This is a genomic window from Shewanella psychrophila (genome assembly GCF_002005305.1).
Taxonomy (GTDB): Bacteria; Pseudomonadota; Gammaproteobacteria; order Enterobacterales; family Shewanellaceae; genus Shewanella; species Shewanella psychrophila.
The window spans coordinates 5270335-5295356 of the sequence record NZ_CP014782.1 but is presented as its reverse complement, the minus strand read 5'-3'; the positions used below and the strand labels follow the sequence as shown (position 1 = coordinate 5295356).

The following is a 25022-nucleotide window of genomic DNA, read 5'->3' as shown; positions in this document are numbered from 1 at the left end:
TTTTAAATATACTTCTGATAGGAATATGTAGGTATTCAATCTGAATACTATGAGTGTTATCGTAAATAGATCTAAAATGAAATAGATTATGAAAAATATTGAGTTTGATAAAGAGCTCCCACTAAAATAATCGAGTAGATACGGCCCTATATATGTATTGATTACTATTCTTGACAATAGTAATATACCGACTACTTGTAATAAATTTGTGTTCTTCACTGTTCTAATTGAAATTATGATTAGTAAAAAAACAAAAAAGTTGTTAAGAATGATTTGACTCTCGTTATTAAAAATCTCTCCTATAAATTCCAACATGAACAATCTCTTTACATTAAACTTTCACATTTATTGAAGCGTTGTCTTTAATTATGCCTTCAGTATTTTTTATATCCATATTCTGCTCAAGATTATTTGGTGGTGGTTTTTCTCCGCCTGTTAATAGGTCTATTTTGGTTGCTACTGTATAAGTCTGCATGTATCCGTGTTGCATATTCGTGTTTATCAAGTTGATTTCCTTTCGCTTCTAATGGGGGTAATATTAACATGTTTGTTTTTTATTGCACACTAAAAGTGAGAAACCCACTAAAAGTCATCTAAGTAATTGTTTGTTTTACACTTGATATATTTTTAAGACTTCACTAAAATAACCTAAGTTCTTATTGAGAGTGCAGCACATAGCTTGCTATCACCACGTAGATTTTATGTGGTGTATTCTTTTATGATAAGAATGAGAATGTGTTAGACCACTAATCTAACTATATAGCATTCGACAAAAGAACCGACTTACCACATGGGTCGGTTTTTTTGTGTCTAAAATTCAATGTGATTGAAGTATTTGATTTTTACGAATTTTTCAATTACATTAACTTCTAATGTTTGGCTTAGTAACCCAAACGATCCTAAAACATGTGGAATCTAAAAATGAAAAAATTACAGCGCTATGGCTGCGTCATGCAGCACAAATCCCAATCCAGATACATTCAATATGACATTGCGATCCTAATCCGATCTCACATGGCTATTGAGAATGTGTCTGATGCAAACCTCTAGCAAACGTCAACGCGGGCATCACAGCACACGTTGCTTGAATCCTAAGCCCGTGTATGAACGTGCCGCCCATTGGAATCCCCTGCCAGGTGAATTGGGTAAAACCTTTAAGTTTTGCTGTAAGCGTGATGTATCTTGCGATCCGCATTTTGTCCATTTAAAAGAAACTGTAGGTCGTCAGCGCCACTTCAAACAAATCCGAAGGCATTTACTCAATGCGTTTTTTCAGATGTGTATATCTCGTCATAGCCTGGTAGAGGGGATTATTGATCTCAACTTGGACGCTATGGCCATAGAGCTGTCAAAGACTAAAATGCGAGATCCTGATACATGTGATTGGATTGTGGTTGAAGAAGTGATGACCGTGAGCCGGATTAGTCGTTTGATCAATGAAGTTATTATCCCATTTGGCTTGGCATTTGTTCAGTCTGATGGTGATGAAGCTGATCCAAATCACGGCATGGTGTGGGATAAGGTCCATCGACAATGGTTTCCTAAAGTCCTGGTGTTAACTGATGATTTCTATCGTATTGCCGGTGCCGATCTAGAGAGGCTTAATGCACAACGTGAGCAGCAGCTGATCTTTCGTAATCAAGGGCTTAGTAGCGAAGACGAGATCATAACTGTTAGAGAAGCGCGTAAGCGTATGAGACAGCAAATTTTCAGAAAATCGTGGGAGTTACGTAAAAGTAATTCTGTCTCTCAGCGTAAGCGTAATCGGTTGGCTGGGATGACTGTTGATGAGCGTAAACATGAGATCGCCAAAGAACTAAACAAATCATTACCCGCTAGCGAGCTGAAAGAGCTCAGTAGCGCCCAATTTAGTGAGCGTGTGTGGAAAGAACTTCATTCACTCGGCTTAGGTGTAGCTCACCCACCCTCCTCTCTTCAATAATTAATCATTTATCTAATCCTAGGCGCTCGTCTGGACTTTCTCGTGTCTGAGAGGTTGTGAGGCTCTTTTAGCCCTTCTTTTTATTAGTATTATCCCTCAATATTTTCTGATGAATACGAACCTGTAGATAACAGAGCCGGTATTTATGGTTATCCACCGTTATCTGCAAAGTAGGTAGTGATGTTATCTATAATAGAGTTAGATTTATCCGCAAAACTAACTTAAAGATCTATATTCTCTAAAAAGATCTTTATTATTCTATAAGCCAAAATCTGTGAATAACGGGGATAAGATAAAAAGACATTAATGAAAGCCTGGTAAACCAGGCACTTTCTCAAAATATACAAGCACAACCCGGAGGGTTCGTTTTGCCTCCGGCCTTCGAACTCCTTATAAAATTGCAGGTTAATAACCCTGCGGGGCTTTTCGCTAACGCGAATGTCTGGCAGAGGAGAAAAGCCAAATCGAAATCTGAAAGTGTTCAGAAAAATAGACAGGATTTTGAAAGTTAAACGCTGGAAGTGAGAATAGATGCAAAAAATAGAACATAGTAATTTAAAATAACTATTTATCCTTTGTTCTATCTATGTTTAGCTAGTTTTGTTGAAAGGCTTAAGTAGCAATCAAGAACGTTAGCTATAGAATGGTGTAACCATTCTATAGCTAAAAAGGTAAACACGAGTTGAGTATGCTGATATCCTCGTGAAAATGATTAATTTTACTACTTCGCTGTTAGTTTATTCATTTATTTTAAAAAGATCTGTTACTGGAGAAGGAAAGCGATATTGGAAATTAGTAGTGAATACAAGCAAATAGCCAAGAATATTGATGAATACGTCAATAAATATCCTGATAGTAAGCCCCTCCGCCACATGAGACGCAACACTTTATACCCTACGCCGCATTCAAATGCTGCATAAATATGTCATAAGGTGAATAATATCCGAGGGAAGCCCTCCCTCTCGTGTTCAATATATGCTCTATTTTCGCTATTTCTTCTTCTGTTACCAAATTAAAATCCGTTCCTTTCGGTAAAAATCGCCTAATCAACCCATTGGTATGCTCGTTTAGCCCTCGCTCCCAGGAGCTGTATGGCTTAGCGAAGTAAAAGTCTGCATCCATCATCTCGGCTATCGTTTCATGCCCTGCAAACTCGGTCCCGTTATCTGCTGTGATGGTTTTAAAATCATAAAATGTTGAGCCGTAAACGTCTTCAAAGCCTTTGATAACGGCATCTGCACTCTTATTCTTTATCTTTCTTATCGTCACTACCTTTGAGGCTTTATCCACTATCGTCAGTAAGTTAGACTTATGGTCTTTACCTACCACCGTGTCTATCTCTACGTGGCCTATTTCTGTTTTTTCATCAGCAATCTTAGGCCGTTCGCTGATATCGACACGATTCTTAATCGTTGAGCGAACCGTTCCTGAACGTTTATAAGCCTTACCTCGATGCGGAAGTTGCGCTCTAAGCGGCTCTCCGTTGATCTCTAGGTGGCTTATGTAGCGATAGATTGTATTCTCACTGATAAACCTCTGATGCTTCACCCGTAACTCTCCACTTATGACATCAGGAGAGGTATGTGTGCTTAAGCGTTCTCGGATATATGAATCTATAAACGTATCAACACCTTTGAAAGCTTTGCCTTTACTGGCTTTAGTACGCCGAGCCTTTGATTAGTTAGTCGCTGCACGATGTGAATATAAGCCCTGAAAGTCACTTGGAGTGTTACGTCTAACCTCTCTTGAGATGGTGCTAGGGCTGCGATCCAGTTCTTTAGCGATGCTACGTATCGATGTATTGTCAGTCCGCCGCTTTTCGATATAAAAGCGATCTTCAGTCGTTAAATGTTTCGCGCCCATAACCCTATCTTATTATGTGAAATGCATGAATAAATATGCTCTAGTGATTATAAATCAAAGAGTTCCATGAGTGTTGCATTTCATGTGGCGGACGGGGATTACCTTTATGCCCAGTTCCCTGGCTTTTATCGTATGGCCTCATTGTTAGAAGCCATGGCCGAAGGGATTCAGCGAGGAGATTTGGAGATACTAAAAGGTCATTAGGAAATAATAACATTTCAGCATCTAACATTAGTTAACTGATGTTATTGTTTTTTAGTAAGTGATTTTTTACTCCCGCTGTGTCGTTTATCGCGAGGTCCCCCATCTAGAATGAACGTATTGAAGTTATAATTATTAGCTATTTTTTCTATAAATTCATACAGATGGAAGTATTATAGACTTAAATCACTTAAATCACTTAAATCACTTAAATCACTTAAATCACTTAAATCACTTAAATCACTTAAATCACTTAAATCACTTAAATCACTTAAATCACTTAAATCACTTAAATCACTTAAATCACTTAAATCATATACCTTCTTTTTGCATATCTCTGAGGTATTTAGTTACCCACCTGTCTGTTCCTTCAGGATGATTTTTTAAAATCATACATAATAAATTAATTGCCAGTTCTGCACTTTCACTTTTTCCTCTAGTTAAGTTTATTCCATTTACTTTCAATTGAAATTCTAGATCATCTAGTATTTCTTTTTGCTTGTCACTAATACTTATACCTACAACCTTACGTTTTATTAAAGAAGGTTTACGACCAGGTTTTAATTTTTTACTTAAAATTAAAGTAGAATCATCTCCTACTGTATTGCCAGAGGTATTAGTTTCGGCTTTATCTAACCAATTAGGCGCTTTACTCATTTGGATGCCTCTAAAAATAATTCTGTCATTTCTTTTTTTGCTTCTCTTATGCCATACATACCTTTTAATGCAGGATCAAACACTGTTCGTCCTAAACCTGCTACTCTCTCATAAATCGAACGTTGAGCGATTACCTTGGCATTTTCATTTTTTACTTTGTCTAAAGTAAAAGTTCTATGTTCTTCTTTTCGTCTATCTACCATGCTTACTACTTGGACAATTTTTAAGTTTTCTTTTTCTAGCTTAGGTAAATGCTTAGGTACCACACCATATGATAATCTAGTCGGCTGATAAGGTAGTACTACTGTTCCTTGTGGGACATCTGTTGTGCTTGGGGTCATGTCTACAATGATTATGTCTACATCAGGTTTTTCTTCGGGCCAGCCACTTGTTACTTCAAATGGAGCAAAACCATCACTATTCTGGTCTAATCGATCTGGACACAATGATTGTGGATAATAGAACTATCAATCGAGGTGAGCATGAATACGAAAAGACAGTACCGAACTTATACCAAAGAGTTTAAAGAAGAAGCTTTATGCTTAATAACCGAACAAGGCTATAGCGTTCCACAAGCCGCAGACGCGCTTGGTGTCTCATCCAACCTGCTCTATACCTGGAAACAGAAGGCTGAAGAGCTAGAGAGTTCTAACGTAACTTCAGATGAGAGAGCCGAGCTTTTAGCCCTAAGAAAAGAGGTTAAGCAGCTTCGCGTAGAGAAAGAAATATTAAAAAAGGCCAGTGCCTTCTTCGCGAAAGAAATGAAGTAAAGTTTCGGTATATTCGAGACAACCGCTCTCAATTCGAAATAAAAACAGTTTGTAAGGTGCTGAACGTTAGCCGTAGTGCCTTCTATGATTGGCTATCTAGGCCCGCTAAGATTATTAGCGAAAATGAGCTAAAACTGTATCGTACGGCAAAGCGCCTTTTCAAGCGCAGTCGTAACAGCTTAGGCTCACGTCAGTTATCCAAAAAACTATGTGAAGAAGGCTATATCATCGGCCGTTATCGCACTCGCTCTATCATGCGAAAGCTTGGCTTAGTGGTGACTCAGCGCCAAGCCTATACAGTAACGACTAAGCGAAAACACAGTGATAGTGTTGCAGATAACGTGCTGAGCCAGAACTTTAACCCTGCTGAACCTAACCAAGCTTGGGCAGGTGATGTCACCTATCTGAGAACTAACGAAGGCTGGATGTATTTAGCTATTGTTATGGATTTACACTCTAGACGAATCATTGGCTGGAGTATCTCGAAACGAATGACCGTCAGCTTGGTTGAACGTGCATTACAGGTGGCTATAACACTTCGTCAACCAGGCTGCGGTGTTTTATTTCACAGTGACAGAGGCTCGCAGTATACGAGTAAGCAATTCCAAAGCTTGCTAACAAAGAGCGGAATGACACCTTCTATGAGCAGTGTTGGCGCTTGCCTAGATAATGCTGTCGTTGAACGATTTTTTGGTAGTTTAAAGCACGAATGGCTGTTGAATGTAGTTCATTTAACACGAGAGTCAATGAAGCAAGATGTTGAGGAATATATTAGGTATTACAACCATGAGCGGTTACATACTACGCTAGGTGATTTAACACCGAGCAACTATGAAAAGTTACAAAGTCAGGTGTCCAGTTGTGCTTGACCAGAATATTGCTCTTCAATAAAAATAATCAATAAATATTTAATAATTTTATTTTGCTTTTATACCTCCCTAAATACATGTCGTGTTGCTTTTATGTTGCCAGCGTTCACTGTGAAATATGGCGACTCTCCTATATGTGGATATTCACCATAACAATTATCCAACAATCTATCAGGTGCAAGCTCGAGGTCATTATTTAGTAAAAGTTATTTTCACTCTTATTATTTATATTGCAAGTTGTTTTAAATTGGTGTCTCATTGAAGCTGAATTGTGACATGTGTAACAAGTTGTAATTCATGTTAGTAGCTCAATGCCAAAAGAATTTGGCATGTATTTGAGAATATGGAAGTGGTATGTCAGCATTATTTCGTCAACAGGCCGTTGAGGCGCAAAAACAAAAACTACATGGTGATGTGTCATTAGCACAACCTATTTCAATTTATTTAGCCGCGATCATTTTGCTTTGTATTATCATCGCACTCGTTCTATTCCTCTCTTTTTCTCACTATGCCCGCAAAGAAACGGTTCGTGGTTATTTAGTGCCGGACAAAGGCTTAATTAAAACCTACGCCAACCGCAGTGGTAACGTCGAAGTATTGCATGTATCTGAAGGTGACATCGTTAAAAAGGGCTCGCCTTTAGCGACGATAGTATTAAGACGCAGTATGCTCTCAGGTGAAGAATTAAGTGAGTCACTGATTGATGAGTTGAGGCTGCAATTTACGCTGCTTCAAACTGAGCAGAGTGTTAATAGCACCATGGAAGTGAAAGAGACCGCGCGGTTAAAAACATCAATGGCGGATAGTCGCGCATCTCTTGCGGTACTGACTAAGCTCGAAGCACTGCTAACAGAAAAGTTAGCGCTGCAAATGGCGCAACAGGTTCAGCATAAAAAGCTGTTTAAAGACGGCTTCTTATCTACGTTAGATTACCAATCTCAGCAAGAGAAGTTCATTGCTGTCAGACAAGAAATTGAAAACTTAACATCCAACCAAGTACAAATTCAAAGCCAACTTAATTCAGCGTCAGCAGAGCTGGATGTCTTACCCAGCCAATACACACTTAAAGACGGCGACCTAGCAAGGCGGCGTTCAGAGCTTAAGCGTCAAATTGATGAAACTGAAAATAATTACCGCTACGTTATTCGAGCAACAGAAGCGGGGACCGTTGCATCGATACAAATCGTAGAGGGTGAGTTTGTCGTCAACAGTCGCCCACTAATGAGTTTAATTCCGAAAGGCGCACAACTGGTCGCGGAGCTGCTACTCCCAACTCGCAGCGCGGGTTTTGTTAAATCGGGGGATGAGGCCAGATTGCGGTTTGATGCATTTCCATACCAACGGTTTGGCTTCCTAGAAAGCCACGTCTCTCGGATTGATAAAGCGCTACTACTCGATGGCGAAGCCAGGGTGCCTGTTACTTTGTCAGAACCCGTTTACCGTATTAGAACACAATTATCAAAACAAGATATGCTGGCTTATGGTGACAAGTTTCCATTGAAGAGTGGCATGTTACTTGAAGCTGACATTGTACTCGATAGACGTAGTCTGCTTGACTGGTTACTGGACCCAATTTACAGCTTACAAGGGAGAGTAGGTTAATGGGTGATATGTCATTAAACCAACCTGGCAATCCCGTTGAGTTGTTAGTATTTTCAGGTAAGAAACGCGTGCCGCTCACCTTGCAGGCAGAGATGGCGGAGTGTGGCCTTGCTTGTGTCGCAATGATTGCTAGTTTTCATGGCCATAAGCTTGATATGGCAGCATTAAGGAAACGCTATAGTGCTGACCTTAAGGGGATGAACTTACAGCAACTTATTGGATTAAGTGACAGCATGGGGCTCGCGAGTCGAGCGCTTAGATGCCCGATAGAAGAGGTTGGTAAGTTAGCTTTGCCCTGTGTCTTGCATTGGGACATGAATCACTTTGTGGTACTCACTGGTGTAACAAAATCGGGTGTGAGTATTAATGACCCAGGGCTGGGTAAGAGGCACCTTCCCCTTAAAGAGTTTGCAGAGCACTTTACTGGTATCGCATTAGAATTGACCCCTACAAAGGGGTTTGAGCAGCAGGATGAGCGTCAACAAATGCGTTTGTCCCAGCTCTGGAGCAAGATGACAGGGTTAGGTAAAGCCTTAACCACTTTGTTCGTTCTATCTATATTGCTTCAAGTTTTTGCGCTGGTAACACCTTACTACATGCAGTGGGTGGTAGATGAAGTGCTGATTAGCCAGGATAAACCTTTGTTAATTGTGCTCGCATTAGGTTTTGGTCTGCTTGCCATTATTAATGTGATAACAACAGGTGTGCGTAGTTGGTTGGTACTCAGGGTATCGAGTCTACTTAATATGCAGATGGGTGTTAATTTGCTGCGTCACTTGCTTAGATTGCCCATGAGTTACTTCGAGAAGCGCCATATTGGTGATTTAGTTTCTCGTTTTGGCTCTCTTGCGCAAGTACGCGAACGACTCACAACTGGGCTCGTTGAAACAGTCGTTGATGGTGTTATGTCGATTGCGGTATTGGTGATGATGCTAATGTATAGCGTTAAACTGACATTGGTTGTCGTCGCGGCAATTCTAATTTATGCACTGTTGCGTTTAGCGCTTTACCGTCCTTTGCACCGAGCAACGGAAGAGTCCATTCAAGCCAGCGCAAAAGAGCAAACTAATTTTCTTGAAAACATTCGCGGCATTCAAACCATCAAGTTATTTACGTGTGAGCCACAAAGGCAAAGTATTTGGCAAAACCGCTATAGCGAAGTGATTAATGCAGACATTCGCCTAGGTAAACTAAAAATTAGTTTTGAAGCGGTTAACAAACTCCTATTTGGTCTTGAGAACATTATTGTTATTTACCTTGCGGCAACGATAGTCATGACTGGTGGCTTAACCATCGGTATGGTACTGGCGTTTATTGCTTATAAAAACCAATTAACTGAACGTTTCGCGAGCTTAATAGAGCAGCTTATTTTATTTCGTATGCTGCGCCTACACCTTGACCGTATTTCGGATATTGCTCTTCATGAACAAGAGGCGAGTCGTGAAAGTATTATTCCGCTGAATAAAGTGACTGGGCAACTTACCCTTGAGCATGTCAGTTTTTGTTATGGCGATAATGAACCAGATGTCATTGACGACGTATCACTGACTATTAATGCACATGAGTCAGTAGCAATAGTGGGCGAGTCAGGCTGTGGCAAGACTACCCTGGTAAAGCTGATGCTTGGTCTATTAACGCCAACTCAAGGTCGTATTTTATTGGATGGCCAAGACATTACCCAAATTGGCCTGACTCAATATCGGCAGCAAATTGCAGCCGTCATGCAAGATGACACTTTATTATCCGGTTCAATCGCCGACAACCTGACCTTCTTTGAGCCTGAGCCCAATTATTTACGCATGCAGCAATGTGCGCAAATGGCTGAGATAGACACCGATATTCATAAGATGACCATGGGGTATAATACGCTGGTCGGTGATATGGGCAGTCAGTTTTCTGGTGGACAGGTTCAACGACTATTACTGGCAAGAGCTTTATACCAGCAACCCAGTTTACTGTTTATGGATGAAGCGACCAGCCATCTTGATATCGACAACGAAGCCAAGATTAGTGAACAGATAAAGCATCTTGAAATGACCCGAATTATTATTGCTCACAGACCTGAAACCATCAAGCAAGCGCAGCGGGTATTAGTGATGTACCAAGGCAAAGTCTACACACCAGAAGAGATGCAGCAATTAACAGGAACGGAATAAATAAGGTGATGTATGAGTAAAAAGGAGCATCGTAAAAGGAATTTTAACGGTGAAGTATTGAGTTCAAAGTAACGACAATATTTCATTGGTTAAAAACAAGAGCGCGGCTACTTTAGAGGAAAACCGCGCCTTTGGTCAATCGCTTAAGGCTGGGGTAGTCAAATACCCCCCTAAACACTTAGGCAAACATAACGTTAAATAGTTTAAATTAAGGAAGATATTATGCAAGAACTAACAATGAAAGAAATTGAGTTGGTTAATGGAGGTGTTGATCAAGGTACTGCTATTAGCTCTCAATTGGGAATTGTCGCTATTGGTGTTGGCATTATGGTTGCCGGAGCGACTGCTCCAGTATGGTTTTCAGCCGGAATGATTGGAGCAAGTATTTCAATTACTTATTCAAACCTCTTCTTATCTTCTGAATAGTCTGAATAATAAACCTAAAAGCTCAGAAGATAACTTCTTCTGAGTTAGGAGCATTTATGGAAAAACATAAAAATGGTTGGAACTCAAATGGGAAGGGTTGGCATTCAACAATAAATGACAAGAGGTCATTTGTTTCAGGGTTGCTTATTGGCTTTGCTATTGGCATTTTTCTAGGTGCATTATTGTAAATTGGCTCTATGAAAAATGAAGCGTAAAGGGATCAGAGCGGCGAATCCCCACAAAAAGATAAGCAGAAATAATGAGATAGGAAAAGGAATTTAAGCGGTGAAATATTGAGCTCAAAGCAATAACAATATTTCATCGATGCCTTGTTTCCTAAATCGAATGAACCTTTTTCCGTTAGCGCGATCAGATCTCCCAAGGTCGTTATGGGTAAGCAGCAAAATGGGTTCTGTCGCAAAGTTGACGAAGCCAACTAAGGTGTTGATAATGTTAAAACATTAATTTGGAACATCTACAGCATGACACTTAACTTCTCGGGAAGACATTATCCAGCTGATATCATCATGCAGGCGCTTCGCTATTACTTGGCTTATAAACTCAGTTATCGTGAGATCGAAGAGATATTTGCTGAGCGTAATATCCACTTTGACCACTCAACGTTGAATCGTTGTGATAAAAGGGTTCTCTGACTAAAAGAACGGTTTGTCACCACGCTCCTCTGTAACCCTTGATATCACTAGGCTGCAGCCAAAAAATTGATTTCAGAATCACTCATGAAATAATCGATAACCTCTTGAATATTAATAGAAACCCTTCGATTGTAAAATTCATATTTTCCAATGAAGCTGATGTGCTGCCATGCTACTGGTGATAATCGGCTGATTTTATTCGCTTTATCTGGTTCTGCTTTAAGATAAAATTGATAAAGGTAAGCCAGTAACGTCGCATTATAGAAAATGACCGCATTGGCGATTAACCGGATCGACTCTGCTGCAATATCCAATTCTATTTCATTCTTACCTCTAAGGGATTTTCCACCACTGACCTTGGCTATTGTGCCACTTAACTGGTGATAGGATTCACCGCGGCATAGAGAAGCTTGCACCACCGAGCGCATCTCTTGGCTATCAATGTAGTCCAGCAAATAATCAGACATCATTATTTGATCTAAAGCGATGAGGGCCTTAAGTGTTGCATTGGTTTTAAACGATGATAATTTACGCACAACCTGACTTTGCGTGGTTTGCTTTAAAGCCAGAGACACTAAGATCCGCAGGATGTTATCCCACTCTTTAATGATCAGGGCCTTATCCACTTGTTTGCTCGGTTTGAGTATATATTTCTCGTAACTCGATACGTTATTAAAGCCAACTAACCTGTTATTTGCCGTTTCTGCTATTTGGGTAAATCGAGGCATAAATTTATAGCCAAACAAGTTCATCAGAGCAAAGTTCACTCGATTAATGCTATGCATATCACCTGAAACCGCTGTCACCTCTACATCTGAGGTGTTACTTTCTACTATATCGAGTAAGAAGTGAGATTCATGCTCGTTAGCGCCAATCACTTTTAAGCATAAAGGCATATGGTTGGCACTAAGAGTGTACATGACCAGACCCCGCATCGTGCCAAAGTATTTTTTCGAGTAACGGGATTTTATCGTATTGTATCGGGTCGTGAATTTCTGCCCGTCAACACTCGCGTGTACCCCGTAGTCTGATAAATTATATTGATTAAATATTGGCAGTTTGGCGGTGTGATTCATGATCACATCACTGGCTGCACTGAGTGTTTGGCTACGTTGAAAGTTTTTATTAACGTTATCGAGATCCTTTTCCTTTATATCACTAATGTCCTTCATTTTTTTAGTTTCTAAACCGGTAGCATTGGCAAGTATGCAGGCGTTCAGCACCTCTGCTTCTGGAATACTTTTCGCGTATTTAGGCTGCAGGTGAGTAAACGCCGCCAAAAAGTCGGTTTGTTCATCGACAAATCGAAGCACATCTCCGATCCCCGATACAGGTAATTTCTCATAGAAAGGATTATTGATCCCGTCATCAAGCCGTACATAAGGCAATGTCCACTTTACCAACTCTTTTCGCTTGTTATATCGCAGCTTCAGCGCGGCGTTTTCCCCTGTTTCGATCCGCTGATTAACATCGATATATTTCTGTTCGAGACTGGCCTCAAGTCTGCTTAATAATGTGGTGATACTCATGGAGAGAAGTGGCATATTAAGTTCAGCGAGCAGTCTATGCTTGTGATTAGTCCAATATTCGATGTCGATTAATTCATCTTCAAGTGCTCGATAGCCATTACTGTCTTTAACGAACACGGAACCATCAGCCAGTCCTTTAAATAGCTGCAGGTAAACCATGCAATATCTTAAGAGAAAGCTGAAACCGAGCTATACCGAGGCTTCCAAGGTCGGATAAGCGGCACCTGTTACCAAGTGCCGCTCTCCTAAGAACCCAGCGTGCAACTTTCACTGCACTAGGCTCAAGCCTCCACAAAGGCGTACTATTTTACCCGGTAACCACAAGGGGTACCTTTGCAATACTAACTTGAAGCTTTGATACTTTCTGCTCTATGACTTTCCAATAAATGGATAATCGTGGAGCATAGTAAGGAGAGGCACTAACTTCAGTTGAAGTCATCATTTGCGTTTCTCCATTAACAAAGTTCTTCAAACTTTCTTGCAACGGGAGACCAGCTGGAAGTGGGCTCACTTTCGTGCCAGACACAAGGTCTGTATCTGCATCATTACAATGCAGCATTAGCTTTCTCAAGCCTCCTTTACCTGCACCACTATCGGCTATCTTCACAGATAACTTTCCCAGTGGGAGTGATACAGGCTTACCGTGTTCCGTACGTCACGCAATGTCAGGTAAGATGCCCACTCTAGTGCGGAGAGTATGTTGATCACGAAAGAACATTTCCTAACTTCTTTCCTACTCTCGTTGCCGTTTGGCCACAGCGTATAAACCACTTCCGCTGCTTCTAGTGTCACGCATCTTACGTGGATTCACATATGTTCATCATACTGACTTCCTAGCACTCACCCGATTTGTGGTTATCAGGAGGAACGTCCTCTCACGATTCTGTTCCCGTCCAATGGACTTCGTTACATTGTCAGATCCGCTACTTTATTCAGGCTCCTAGGGCATCTGGTGATACAGATGGTTCACTCTATATGTGGTGAACAACGCTTCATACGACCTCACGTCGCACAGGAAATTCCTAGGTAGAAGAACAACATTAAAGCAGCTATAAAATATAACCATAAGCTGACAAATTGAAGCAACCATTTATCAACGGTTAACGGGTAGTGTTTCTTTGGGCCTTAAACAGGACTTCAACCGGCCAAGCTAATTGTCGCTGGATCGGCCAATCTAATAGACGCACTATAGTGACTAATTGGTCATTCCTCATATCAACAAATTCCCATAGGATTGGTACATACCCTCCTACCTGTACGCTCCGATTTTTGGCGTGCCCGCTCAATCTTCTCTGCTTCTTCACGCTCGCGCACAATTCGCTCAGCCTCTTGTTGTATCAGAATTTGATCAAGCGAAATTGGCATGTATGGGTTCAAGAACGCCACCGGCTCCATGTTTTTATAGAAATAACCGGGAAGGTTGTTGTAGCTATTAAGCTTTCTCTCCAAGCAATTAATTTGTTGTGACTCACTTCGATCGACTAATGTGCAACCAAATTCTTCGCCACGAAATTTATTGAACTCTGGATATGGTAATCTTTGTACAAAATAAAAACTATTGTTTTTAACCACCCCTCCATAATCGTACTCAAATAGTTTGCTAGTCACCTGAATAGCCGCGACAGCCGATTTCACAGCAGGGTTAGTATTATCAATATATAACACCATGTCATTCAGATTAAACGCGCCAAGTGCCACACGATTAATAGTGATTTGTTCCTTATTTGAAATGGTTCTCGTTAATAACGTTGAGTTGGTTGGCTTATGGTAAACAGAAATGTTATAACCATATTGATCTTGAACATCAAACGTTGTCGATGCAGTAATGGAAAGTGAACCTGAATTAAAAGAAGGAGTAAACACACACTTATCTTCTAGTAGAATATAAAGAATCGGTGGTAAGCTCCATTGTTCTAGCCCACAACCATACCTCATAACTTCACCTTCCAGGACCCTAGGTATTTTCGCCAACACAACATTGGCAAAGATGCTTGCCGCAAAAATCTTATTGTGACTTCCAGCGTTAAACTGATTTGATCGCAGCCCATTTAATGCTATACCTGATGACGCTAAAGACTCGACCTGCCCTGTTGCCGTTAACCACCTAAACGTCATCTCCATAATGCTCGCAAAGTTTACCGCGAGACCCATCTTCTCTATTTTATTTTTTATATCGTTACTAACCAGCTGTATTTCCTCGTAGTTTAATGTATCTAAATCCCCATTATATAAATCAAAGTGAGCTGCATTTTCATGAAAAAATACTTTATAGGACAAAAGCAAGGGAACAACATCCTTAAGGTAATAATATGGAAAAGCGATTCTATGTTTTTCCCATCCCGCAATTCTCGGCATTCGCCTTGCCATAAAATCTATTACATCAACTTCCTCATACCTTTTCTCTGTCGTTGTATCACTATAGTATTCAACAATAATAGTGGTGGTACACTGGACGCACCGCTGAGGCCGAAACTCCCTATTGACCAGACTTTTAAACTCATAACTCATTAACCCTGACATTTGCGTACCGAAAGGACTTTTTTCAGAATGGTTTACCAATACGGAGTCCAATAAACTCATATAGGCGTGGGTAATAGGGTTGTCTAGATCCAACGATTCATCGAAGTCCTCAAGATACAGGACGCTAGGATCACTTTTTTGCACAGATTGACGTAACATTTGGTATGAGCCAACAAAATCTATTGGCGTGGCTTGCGTATTACGAGCTAAAACTTCTCGTAATAGGCGTTGACGCATTACATCGATACGTGATTGAACAAACTCTACTGGAATAGATAGCGCATAAATCGGACTTTGACCTTGCTCTAATTCAGTATAGGAATCTTGAAGATATAGCAATTTCTGTTGATGAAGCTGGGAATCAGTCTGTCTAACTTGGATTTGTGAGGTAATACGCAATGAATATAAAACATGCTCACAGTTTCCTTCACTTATCAGGCATTCGGTTGCGACTTGTAGCTGAGTCACTATTAACTCATCCGACTCTTCAGCTGTTAAACTAGAATGATAGGAAGCCAGCTCGCTGGTTAATATATATTGTCTAAAATTGTCAGAAAGAGGGTTAGCTTGTACGTGGCAAGAGGCCACTAAAACAAGAAATAAATAAAAAAAATTCTTCATATTATATATTTTGCACTCGATGTTTTAAGGTACTTAGAGGTATCTATATTTAGGCCGTATGGCTTGCTTTACTATTAACCAGGTAATTAAGGAGACACCTAACCACCCGATAAGGAACAGCTTGATTATGGATATATGGGTAGTGAGGGCAATATTAGCCAGGGCAAGAGCGTGAATGTTTTTTAAGCATTTATGACCTTATCTAAATATGCAGAATCCATTGATGCTCTGCGTCTCTTTCGGCGAAGACTTAATTTGCTCGGTTCTTTTTTGAGAATATTAACAGTAGCTTGCCGTAACCTTGAGAGGTTTTCAGCTCCATCGCCTTTGGATATCTGACAGGCGTCCTCATTCATAGTCACGTCCAACACCCAATGAAGCTGATTTTCAACAGCCCAATGCCCACGAGCTGCATAGGCTAATTCGTCAGGAGATAAAATGGCGGAACTTATGTAATAGCGAGTCTGAAACGCTTCTTTTCCTTTGTATATTCGATAGGCGTTGTTGATCAAATCCTCGCTATAGATGCAGCTACTCCAAGGGTTTGAGCTAACTAGGCAGGCTGTTTCCTAACTGGCATTCCTAGTCTTATGACTTTGTTCATTGCCTTTACACCTGCCAGCGCTTCACCTACTTGAGCATTATAATCTCGTAGGCTAAGTTTCGGACTAATTAGTTGCTTATATCGGTACATTGCTGTTTCAGATAGCGACCGTAAGTGATAGTCATTTTCCTTCTTCCATTGCGCTAACTCATTATTTTTGAGGGCTCTCACTGCCTCGTTTCGAGGATGCCCATCCTCCCAAAACCCAGCACTGCTTCTTGGTGGGATAGTTGGTTTGCAACCTTTACGCTGAAGTAGTTTGTGACACGCTTTGGTGTCGTATGCTCCATCAGCAGAAACTTGTTTAATTTGTCTTCTTAACGGCTTGATTAATGTGGGTAACACTTCATTATCAGCAACGTTAACCAGAGTGACTTCTGCTGCTACGACTTCATGCGTATTCGCATCTACTGCGAGGTGTAACTTACGCCAGGTACGACGCTTTTCTTTACCATGCTTTCGAGTCTTCCATTCTCCCTCGCCGTAAACTTTGAGGCCCGTTGAATCAATCACTACATGTGCCACAGAGCCACGACTCGGTGAGCGATATTTGATATTTACGGTCTTGGCACGTTTGCTAATGCAGCTATAGCTTGGTGAGGTTAGTGGCACATCCATAAGCTGGAAAACCGAGGTAGTGAAACCTTCTAGTGCTCTCAGTGATAAGTTGAATACACCTTTAACAACCAATGCAGTTTCAATAGCAACATCAGAGTAAATATACCCACGGCCACGGCGGCCGTGATGTTCAGAGCAACACCAAGAGCTAATGGCGTGCTCATCAATCCAAAAGGTCAAGGACCCTCGATTAATCAATGCCTTATTGTACTGAGACCAATTGGTCATTTTACGCTTAGCTTTACCCATCTTGATGTTTCCAATAACCACATTGGAAGATCAGATCACATAAGCTGCAAAAGGTTCAATCGATTTAGGAAACAAGGCCTATTCGATAGGTAATTACTTTTCCAAAGGTTTGTATTGTTGGCCATTTGGCGTCAATCAGCTCCTTAGGTGCCTCAATAGTTTGGTATTCCCTAAATTCTTTCCTGCCATGCTGCGCCTCAATTTGAGTGATATTTTCAGCATAATCAAGCTGATCTGCGAAGGTTTCTTTTACTAGCTGATGTAAAGAATTTTGATTGCCTTTGACTGCTAACAGGAAGTCTGCTCCCTTGTCTATGATGGTATGTGCAATATTGGCTTGAGTCCCCATAGCATCGATGGTTACCAATGCTCCTTGAATATCTAATAGGGCTAATAATTCAGGAATAGCAGTGATCTCATTGGACTTCGAATCTGTTTTAAGTTGTCCCATCACGACACCATTGGCGACAGAGAAAGCATTCACCATATGAATGGCGGATTGACGATCATCTCTATTATAAGAGCCACGCAAAGTCTTGCCATCAATGGCAATAACTTGACCTTGAGACAGTTGCTCGGTTGCCTGCATCCATGAGATAAACGCTTGTTGCAGGGCTTCTGGGTCGACTTTGCAAATAATTCTAGCAATGGTGTCATGGACTGGGATCCCTGCGCTAAAATCCCCGTACTTTTTGAGTAACTCTAAGTGACAATGGCCAAAATCTTCAATATCTTCCCAACCCTCGCAGCCCCCAATAACCGCTACCATGGTTAAAAACAATACATCGAACAAGGGATAAGTAACTTTAGTGGCTTGACGATGATCTTCAATAATTTCAAAGTACTTAGTAAGAGTAAGAAGGCTCATGATAGGGGCTCAGCAAAAGAGAGTATAAGATCACAACTCCGTCAAATTGGAAAGCCTTACTCACTTGTCTGGCTAAAAAACGTTCGCGATCTCGCCCTGCAATATTAGCCCCTCCGCCACATGAGACGCAAAACTGACTAAGCAAGCTAATACGTTGATTATTTTCTAATAATCAGATCTTATGTTATTTATTGTTGCGCTAATACAAGTTATAAATGGAACGGTAGGTGAGGATAAAATAGCGATAACCTACCCTGAAAATCTAGGATGTCGCAAAACTGAACATTTAAATAGCTGTCCTAAATTACGGAGTGAATATTGATTTAACAATGAAATGCTTGAAACCTAGCTATATCAGGTTTTCCAAGAGGAAATTCCTAGGAGGAAGAACAATTAACTTAATATCTCCAGCCAAAAAACTAATCAAAATCTTAAACTCAGTTACACCAAGTCTTCCAAGAGGAGATTTCTAGGAGGAATAAAAATATGAATTTGCTGATACTCAATATTTACAATTAATTCAGTCGGTTAACTATTGTTTGGCGGGTGTTTTCAAAATCGATTTTTTGGCTACAGCCTAGTGATAGCAAAGGCTACAGAGGAGCGTGGTGACAAACCGTTCTTTTAGTCAAAGAACCCTTATTAAGGACAGCTAGTATTACGGTATGTTTTCTGTTTTTGTATTAATCATTTTAGGGAATGGTATGGGTAAAACAGAAGATAAAGAAGTACGTGTGAACAATTTAGACCAGATGCATCTTAGTATTATATCAGCAATTACTATTGCGCTACTATTTTGGGTAGGCACGACACTCAATGGCAATCAAATCGAGCTGAGTAAGTTACAAGTGAAAGTGGCTGAGCTTAGTAGTGAATTACGACAAGCTACTTCATATGATCACGAAGTACAGATCCGCGTAGAGGAGCTAGAAAAATATGTGGCAGTGCTTGAAGGATTGGTGAAGGAGAAAAGATAAACACGAACTACCCCGCAGTAGGCCCATTGTATTAAGGCCTGCAGACTAACTATGGACTTTTCGATGAAATGGCACAAAACCCTTCTTACCAAACCAATAGAAAGGTATAACCATTCTATTGGTTTGGTAAGATTATGGATAAGAATGAAGGTTCTAAATCCCTATATTTTAACGCAATAACCATGTATATCATTGATGTTATACATGGTTATTGCGTTCTTACCATATTGAGTTGAACTTGTTTAATTGCTTTAATTAGGTCTTCATCGCTAACATCTGCCAACAATAATACAGCTGCTCTGATCAGCTTTGTATCATTAATTTCTCTTAAACTACCTAGCTCTTCTATGATCATTTCTGGGTGATTTGTTTTTAGTGAATCTCTCCGTGTCGCTAGGCCTGTAATTTCATGTTCTAGAAACCTTATGGGTTTAGGATGAACTTTAGTGGTCGCAATTTGACCAAATAGATTCGTTTTTACCTGGCTACTAACTTGGCTTTTTTCTTCGGATTTTAACTTTCGTTCCAGGTTCTTGAGTTGAGCTCTCTCGGCAGGTTTAAGTGTTCCTGATTTTTTCTTTTCCAAAAGTTCGTCTAATTGTTGGTTATCCATTATTTATTAACTCTTTTGCTAAGTCTTTATAGTAGCTTGAGGCTACGTGGCCAGCCTTTAGTGCTGATACTGGTTCGTGTTCAAATTCAGCTTCGGTGAATAAACTCCGCTCCCATATAACTGTCTTTGAAGTATTGTCCGGCCATCGTCCTGCTAGGTACTCTTTACCGTAAGATAAGGCTCTTCTAGCTGTTCTTGAAATTTTAGAAGGGACAACTAAAAATTTGATTTCTTCTTCATCGATAAATCGTACATCTTGTATATGCTCAAGTAAGGTTTCAACGCCATCAAGAGAATGTTCTTTGAATTCTGTTGGAAATACATATTCTGTTGCTGCCATTACAGCGTTCAAGCCAAGAACTGAGGTTCCAGGTGTAGTGTCGATAATAATGAAGTCATATTCAGTGGATATTTTTTCCAAATGAATTTTTAACCGCTCTTCTCTTCTTGGAAGTGAGATCATATCCATGTCTAATTTAGTCATAATATCCCCTCGCTTGCCTGGAATGATATGTAGTTTTTCTTGTTCAATCCCTTTAACTAGAGCAGGGTATATTGCTTTTTTTAAATCGAACTTCCGATCTAGTAATGCATCACCAATGTAAAATTCAGCATCATCTCGACCGTAAAATTTTGTGGTATCTCCTTGTCCATCAAAGTCTATAACAAGCACTTTCTTGTTTTGTTTGCTTAGCTCAAAGGCAAGGTTTACCGTGGTAGTGGTTTTTGTTACGCCACCTTTTCTACATCCAATCATACAGATACGAGTCATAATCGCTCCTTTTTTGCTATGTATATCATTAATGTTATACATTGATTGATTAGAGTCTAACTCGAACTAATCTTGGTTGCAATGAGTTATGTATATCATTAATGATATACATTGAAGGTGGAGGGCTAACTCGAACTTGTTTTTGTTGCAACAAGCGTAACCGATCAATATAGGACGGTATTGCAGGAGATTAAGAAGTCTGCATCAAATCTGATGTGAGTGGGTTGTCGGCAAATTTCGTCTTCCACACTCGCGGCGTGAGTTCTTCAACTTTCGAAGCTGGCTGCTGGCTGACGCGTTGCAGGACATCGACGAGGTAAGTGTAAGGATTAATCCCTTGCAGACGGCAGGTAACCAGTAAACTTTGCAGCATCCCCAACTGCTCCGCCCCCAGTTCGGTCCAGCAAAATAGATAATTTTTCCTTCCCATGGGTATGACTCGTAAAGCTCGCTCCAAGTGATTGGTATCGATAGGCACAGCTGGGTAACTCAAGAAGACCTTAAGTTCTGTTTTTCTATCAAGTGCATAACTAAGGGCCTTGCTTAACGGGTTGCTCGGTAAAATCTCTGGGCGTTGCCGTTGGTCATAGAGCCATTTGAAGAAGCTATCGACGATGGGCTCACTCCACTTTTGCCGATAAGCGAGGATTTCATCGCTGTAGGTCAGGTTATCGCGGATGTGTTTTTCGATTTTGTAGAGCTCGGCGATTTGCTTTAAGGCCTCTTTAGCCAATTCCGGCTCCATGAGTAAAGATTTATCGAAGTAGCGCCTAGTATGAGCCCAACAGGTGGCATGGATGATGTTCGCTTCGTTATCACGATTAAGTGCTTTTATCACATTGGTATAAGCCTGGTAACCATCACTGAGCAGTACACCGGTAAAACCTGTTAACTGTTCCTTGGCGTGCTTAGCTCCACGGCTTGATGACCAGGTGAAGGCGACTTCATCATCTTCACCGTAGATGGGCCAAAAGTAAGTCTGTTTCATCCTACCTTTCGCTTTACGCCCTGCTTTCATCGGTACTTCATCCATGGCCAGTGTAGAGCTGGTGAGGATATGCTGTAGCTGAGCTCGGTAGATAGGCGTTAACAGTTCGATGCCCCGTTTTACCCAGTTAATGAGAGTAGCCCGGCTGACCTGAACGCCGCTATCAAGCATTCTTTGGTGCTGGCGATACAAGGGTAAATGATAGACTCCCTTGTCGACCATGATGCCGGCGATAACAGAGACATCAGCAAAACACCCGTCGAGCACGTTATCGGGTGCAGGTTGTACGCTAAGGCAATGCTCAGTTTTGTGACGGACGACGGAACGCTTGTAGATAAGAATGGTGTAGCTGCCCGGCTGTTGAGCCAAGCGATGAGTCTCTTTATAACCGATAACCTCATACTGCTCAGCATCGTCACCTTCTAGCTCTGGCGCCTTAAGTTCAATAACCTTAGTAGGTACCGTGTCATCAAAGCGCAAGCCGGTGTCATTCACTTCATTGCCGGTGCGTTTTTTTGCTGAGCGGGTATAGGATATCTGTTGCTTGTCTTCAGGCTCTTGCTCCCCAGACTCAAGGCGGTCAAATAAGACTTCTTGATTGGGATTATCCTCTAACAGCTTTTCAGACTTGCGGCCAAATAACTGGCGCTTAAACCAGTCGAGTTGCTGTTGCAGCGTGAGCACTTTTTCAGACAGCTCAGAATTTTGAGCGTTTAGCTGCTCAATTTCTTGTGATAACGAAGCTGTCTGGATAGTTGTTTTCATGGCTGATATTATATCAAAAACAGCCAGTTATAACGAACTAAACCGTTTGTTTTTCACTTGTTTTTGCCAATTAATGCCTTCGATGAGGCACTGTAGTTGAGTCCAGGTGAGATTGATTTTATCCCCGTTACCCTCAACGTGATGAAAGCGGCCTAACTCAAGCCGCTTACTCCACAAACAGTATCCTCCGCGACTGAAATACAGCACCTTCATCATGGTCTGCTTGCGATTAATGAACACAAACAGCTCACCACTCATGGGAGAAGCGTGGAGTTGGTGCTTAGCTAATACGATTAAGCCATCAAACTGCTTGCGCATGTCCACGGGTTTGGCATACAACCATATGCGTAAATCCGGACTGGGCAATAACATCAGTATCGTAGTCGTAAAATGACATCACCAGGGAGCACAAGCTCAATGTTCCAGTTTGGTTTTGGGTCAGGTAACACGGGAAGCTTATCTTGCTTAGCGGGCTCAAGCGCTATCCAGTCGGCTTCGGTAGCCTGGATTTCTGGAGGAACCGTTAACTGCTGGCGCCAACGATTGAAAGAAGAAGTTGAAATGTTCTCCTGATGACAGAAGTCCTGCATAGATAAAGGCGTTGTGCACCACTTGTCCAGGAGGGTAGATTTTTGAGCGTCGGTGAGATGAGGTTTAGCCATGAGCATTCTCAGTATTAGGTTTACCCTGAGAGTAGCCACATCAAATGATCTTAGGAAGACGTCCTATATTGATCGGTTACCAATTATTCACATGAATTATTCGGAGGCTAAACAGCTTCCAGGAGGTTTTCGATGTTTAGGTTACTTTTATTTTTAGCATGGTTACTAGTCTTAACCATGTCCCAGTCGATGGCTGCTGGACCTAACCCTGATGGTAACGGTTGGGATAACTCCAATCATAATGCAGCTTTTAAACGTTGTGGCACAAGAACGCCTACGGAAGTAGAAGTTCATAGGATTAATAAACGCCTTAATACGATGAAAAAACCTGACGGTGCAGGTAATGGTAATGGCGGTGGAAACGGAAATGGAGGCGGAGGAGAAGAGAATAATGATACGCCACCCGTTCCGACAATGAGAACCATTAATGTGCACTTTCATGTGATAACTGATGGTGAAAATGGTTCGCTCTCCTCTGCAGATATTACAGATCAGATGAATGTTTTGAATGCGGCATTTTCTTCGGGTTCCAATACCAATGATACCGGAATAAGCTTTGTTTTAGCTGGGACTACTTCTACCAATAACGCTTCGTGGTTCAATGGGGGTTATGGCTCTCTTGCTGAGAAAAACATGAAAAAGGCATTGAGAGTCGGTGATGTCGATACTCTTAATGTTTATTCAAATAATCCTGGTGGGGGTCTGTTAGGCTGGGCGACCTTTCCCAGTGATTATGTCGGGAACCCTGACAATGATGGTGTGGTTATACTCTACTCTTCCTTACCGAATGGGAGTGCTGCTCCATACAATGAAGGCGATACATTAACCCATGAGGTAGGACACTGGTTCGGCCTTTACCATACCTTCCAAGGTGGCTGTAATGGTATTGGTGATGATGTTATAGATACTCCGGCAGAGCGTTCTCCAGCGTATGGTTGCCCAACGAATAGAAACTCCTGTAAAAGACAGTCAGGTAGCGATCCAGTCACTAATTTTATGGATTATACTGATGATAATTGTATGGATGAATTTACTCCATGGCAGGGTGAACGTATGGATGAAATGAGTACTTTATATCGCACACCTGAATGAAGAGTATTTAGCTTATGACTTTTTTGAAATGGACAATGTCTTTTATTCAAATAGTTATTTTACTACTCGGGTTATGTATTTCGCTTTCGGTAGAAGCAGCAGGGCGTCTTCGCCCTCCTGCTGATTTTACTTGTGATCCTAATCATATGACTTCCTGGACTGGGGTTTTAGTCTTTTATTGGCGAGATGAGTCCCAGTTGGGTTTCACCATAGACACAGATGATGGCACGCAAGAGTCTTTGATCACGCCTTATAGTATGGATAAGTTATTGATCAATGGTGAGCATTTCACCTATGGGGATTGGTCTAAAGTCGAGTCGGAAATAGGCCTACTTAAGCCAATGACCAGAGCCAGAATTTGGCTTTGTGATAATGATGGCAATGCCACCTTGATCGATTGGCAGGTTAGTACTTTTTTGTAGGCTCTTCATTTGTAGACTTCTTATCTTTTTTGTCCTCTCCCATCTCCCATTCCCTTCTCTAGCGTTAGATTTAATGCTTTAACCGATTTGATCTTAGTTCATGTAGACTTAAGCGATTGTATAATGGCTAGTGCTCACAGTGAGATTGAAATGAGTAAAGTGGGATTGAAATGAGAAAGTCTGATAAGAAGATCGAAAATAACTTAAGGCAATCACTGACACAAGTTTGTGAACTGGCATTGGAGCAAGTAGTGGGCTTCGAGTGGATCACTCACTTAGTTAATTATGACAAGTTTCCTCAGTCATTAAGAATAGTTTGTGTATTTAATACCAATGCTGAGCTATCTGTTGCTATTGCCAATAAGCAGGATGATTTTCTCATAGGGCTTATTCAACAGGAACTCGCTAAGGTGCCGATTAAGATCAGTGATTTAAATAGCAGGGTTAGTTTTGATACCGAGGAGAAATGCAGCAAACAAGACGAAGGGAATTGGAGCCGACGTTTGCAAGTTCACTGATTGTGATATGAACCACTAAAAGTGGACACCTTATATAAGCTATTTGGACTGACCCAGTCTTGAGT

The 25022-nt window shown here is 41.0% G+C and carries 25 protein-coding genes and 2 pseudogenes; 12 read left to right on the top strand and 15 right to left on the bottom strand.

Translation table 11 applies throughout. The features are described from left to right. Positions 1-331: 331 nt before the first annotated feature. Positions 332-505, bottom strand: coding sequence for a hypothetical protein (locus tag sps_RS28580; RefSeq protein WP_169915883.1), 174 nt, complete (start codon positions 503-505; stop codon positions 332-334). 531 nt (positions 506-1036) lie between these two features. Between sps_RS28580 and repA the strand changes: the two genes are divergently transcribed. Then, on the top strand, positions 1037-1942 hold the full coding sequence (gene repA / locus sps_RS22995; RefSeq protein ID WP_218919609.1) for a plasmid replication initiator RepA: 906 nt from the start codon (positions 1037-1039) through the stop codon (positions 1940-1942). An 894-nt stretch (positions 1943-2836) separates the two neighbouring features. Here repA and sps_RS22990 read toward each other — a convergent pair. Next, positions 2837-3805, bottom strand: a pseudogene (locus sps_RS22990) (IS30 family transposase). A 66-nt stretch (positions 3806-3871) separates the two neighbouring features. Here sps_RS22990 and sps_RS28305 point away from each other — a divergent pair. Continuing rightward, positions 3872-4009, top strand: coding sequence for an arylsulfatase (locus sps_RS28305; RefSeq protein ID WP_149027338.1), 138 nt, complete (start codon positions 3872-3874; stop codon positions 4007-4009). Between the two features lie 309 nt (positions 4010-4318). Here sps_RS28305 and sps_RS22980 read toward each other — a convergent pair whose 3' ends face one another. Both sps_RS22980 and sps_RS22975 read right to left on the bottom strand, forming a co-directional pair. After that, positions 4319-4663 carry a hypothetical protein gene (locus sps_RS22980; protein ID WP_077754603.1) on the bottom strand — a complete coding sequence of 115 codons (345 nt, stop codon included), beginning with the start codon at positions 4661-4663 and terminating at the stop codon, positions 4319-4321. Further along, complete coding sequence (locus sps_RS22975) at positions 4660-5004, bottom strand: hypothetical protein (RefSeq protein WP_149027337.1); 345 nt, start codon at positions 5002-5004, stop codon at positions 4660-4662. The genes sps_RS22980 and sps_RS22975 overlap by 4 nt, the downstream gene beginning before the upstream one ends. Positions 5005-5145: 141 nt before the next feature. Here sps_RS22975 and sps_RS22970 point away from each other — a divergent pair. From sps_RS22970 to sps_RS28300, 6 genes and pseudogenes are all read left to right on the top strand, one after another. Beyond that, positions 5146-6302, top strand: a protein-coding gene (locus sps_RS22970; protein WP_149027232.1) for an IS3 family transposase whose coding sequence is annotated in 2 segments (ribosomal slippage) — positions 5146-5392 and positions 5392-6302 — 1158 coding nt in all. Because the reading frame shifts where the segments join, the coding sequence is not laid out codon by codon here. Between the two features lie 354 nt (positions 6303-6656). Next, entirely contained in the window at positions 6657-7904 is a 1248-nt protein-coding gene (locus sps_RS22965; protein ID WP_077754601.1) for an HlyD family secretion protein, read from the top strand. Then, positions 7904-10060, top strand: a complete 2157-nt coding sequence (locus tag sps_RS22960; protein ID WP_077754600.1) for a peptidase domain-containing ABC transporter — start codon at positions 7904-7906, stop codon at positions 10058-10060. The genes sps_RS22965 and sps_RS22960 overlap by 1 nt, the downstream gene beginning before the upstream one ends. 222 nt (positions 10061-10282) lie before the next feature. Further along, the gene (locus tag sps_RS22955; RefSeq protein ID WP_077754599.1) at positions 10283-10486 is read left to right on the top strand and encodes a hypothetical protein; all 204 of its coding nucleotides are present in this window, start codon (positions 10283-10285) and stop codon (positions 10484-10486) included. Positions 10487-10542: 56 nt separating this feature from the next. Continuing rightward, on the top strand, positions 10543-10674 hold the full coding sequence (locus sps_RS29110; protein WP_257788638.1) for a hypothetical protein: 132 nt from the start codon (positions 10543-10545) through the stop codon (positions 10672-10674). A 294-nt stretch (positions 10675-10968) separates the two neighbouring features. Then, positions 10969-11118: pseudogene (locus sps_RS28300) on the top strand (IS6 family transposase); the annotation flags it as partial. Between the two features lie 68 nt (positions 11119-11186). Here the strand turns inward: sps_RS28300 and sps_RS22950 are convergent. The 6 genes from sps_RS22950 to sps_RS22930 all read right to left on the bottom strand — a co-directional run bounded on the left by sps_RS22950 (position 11187) and on the right by sps_RS22930 (position 18148). Further along, on the bottom strand, positions 11187-12827 hold the full coding sequence (locus sps_RS22950; RefSeq protein WP_077754598.1) for a Tn3 family transposase: 1641 nt from the start codon (positions 12825-12827) through the stop codon (positions 11187-11189). 148 nt (positions 12828-12975) lie between these two features. Further along, positions 12976-13275: a hypothetical protein gene (locus sps_RS28575; protein ID WP_169915629.1), complete on the bottom strand. Its 300-nt coding sequence runs from the start codon at positions 13273-13275 to the stop codon at positions 12976-12978. A 608-nt stretch (positions 13276-13883) separates the two neighbouring features. Next, a complete protein-coding gene (locus tag sps_RS22945; RefSeq protein WP_077754597.1) occupies positions 13884-15809 on the bottom strand; it encodes a hypothetical protein in 1926 nt (641 codons plus the stop codon). A 182-nt stretch (positions 15810-15991) separates the two neighbouring features. After that, on the bottom strand, positions 15992-16321 hold the full coding sequence (locus tag sps_RS22940; RefSeq protein ID WP_077754596.1) for an ISAs1 family transposase: 330 nt from the start codon (positions 16319-16321) through the stop codon (positions 15992-15994). A 41-nt stretch (positions 16322-16362) separates the two neighbouring features. Continuing rightward, entirely contained in the window at positions 16363-17280 is a 918-nt protein-coding gene (locus sps_RS22935; protein WP_077752481.1) for an IS5 family transposase, read from the bottom strand. A 64-nt stretch (positions 17281-17344) separates the two neighbouring features. Further along, entirely contained in the window at positions 17345-18148 is an 804-nt protein-coding gene (locus sps_RS22930) for an ISAs1 family transposase (protein ID WP_077754595.1), read from the bottom strand. A gap of 704 nt (positions 18149-18852) precedes the next feature. On the opposite strand from sps_RS22930, the gene sps_RS22925 reads away from it, so the two are divergent. Then, positions 18853-19125, top strand: a complete 273-nt coding sequence (locus sps_RS22925; RefSeq protein ID WP_077754594.1) for a hypothetical protein — start codon at positions 18853-18855, stop codon at positions 19123-19125. A gap of 208 nt (positions 19126-19333) precedes the next feature. Here the strand turns inward: sps_RS22925 and sps_RS22920 are convergent, their stop codons facing one another. From sps_RS22920 to tnpA, 5 genes are all read right to left on the bottom strand, one after another. Further along, a complete protein-coding gene (locus sps_RS22920; RefSeq protein WP_077754593.1) occupies positions 19334-19738 on the bottom strand; it encodes a hypothetical protein in 405 nt (134 codons plus the stop codon). Continuing rightward, entirely contained in the window at positions 19731-20510 is a 780-nt protein-coding gene (locus tag sps_RS22915) for a ParA family protein (protein ID WP_077754592.1), read from the bottom strand. Before sps_RS22915 ends, sps_RS22920 begins: the two co-directional genes overlap by 8 nt. A gap of 190 nt (positions 20511-20700) precedes the next feature. Then, positions 20701-22263 (bottom strand): IS66 family transposase, encoded by a 1563-nt coding sequence (gene tnpC / locus sps_RS22910; protein ID WP_077751526.1) that lies wholly within the window; start codon positions 22261-22263, stop codon positions 20701-20703. Between the two features lie 27 nt (positions 22264-22290). After that, positions 22291-22635 (bottom strand): IS66 family insertion sequence element accessory protein TnpB, encoded by a 345-nt coding sequence (gene tnpB, locus sps_RS22905; RefSeq protein WP_077751064.1) that lies wholly within the window; start codon positions 22633-22635, stop codon positions 22291-22293. After that, positions 22635-22925 carry an IS66 family insertion sequence element accessory protein TnpA gene (gene tnpA / locus sps_RS22900; protein WP_077751527.1) on the bottom strand — a complete coding sequence of 97 codons (291 nt, stop codon included), beginning with the start codon at positions 22923-22925 and terminating at the stop codon, positions 22635-22637. Before tnpA ends, tnpB begins: the two co-directional genes overlap by 1 nt. A gap of 132 nt (positions 22926-23057) precedes the next feature. On the opposite strand from tnpA, the gene sps_RS22895 reads away from it, so the two are divergent. The 3 genes from sps_RS22895 to sps_RS22885 all read left to right on the top strand — a co-directional run bounded on the left by sps_RS22895 (position 23058) and on the right by sps_RS22885 (position 24957). Continuing rightward, positions 23058-24017 (top strand): zinc metalloprotease, encoded by a 960-nt coding sequence (locus sps_RS22895; protein ID WP_237157924.1) that lies wholly within the window; start codon positions 23058-23060, stop codon positions 24015-24017. 35 nt (positions 24018-24052) lie between these two features. After that, complete coding sequence (locus tag sps_RS22890; RefSeq protein ID WP_077754591.1) at positions 24053-24439, top strand: hypothetical protein; 387 nt, start codon at positions 24053-24055, stop codon at positions 24437-24439. Between the two features lie 170 nt (positions 24440-24609). After that, complete coding sequence (locus tag sps_RS22885) at positions 24610-24957, top strand: Fis family transcriptional regulator (RefSeq protein ID WP_077754590.1); 348 nt, start codon at positions 24610-24612, stop codon at positions 24955-24957. The last annotated feature ends 65 nt before the right edge of the window (positions 24958-25022 follow it).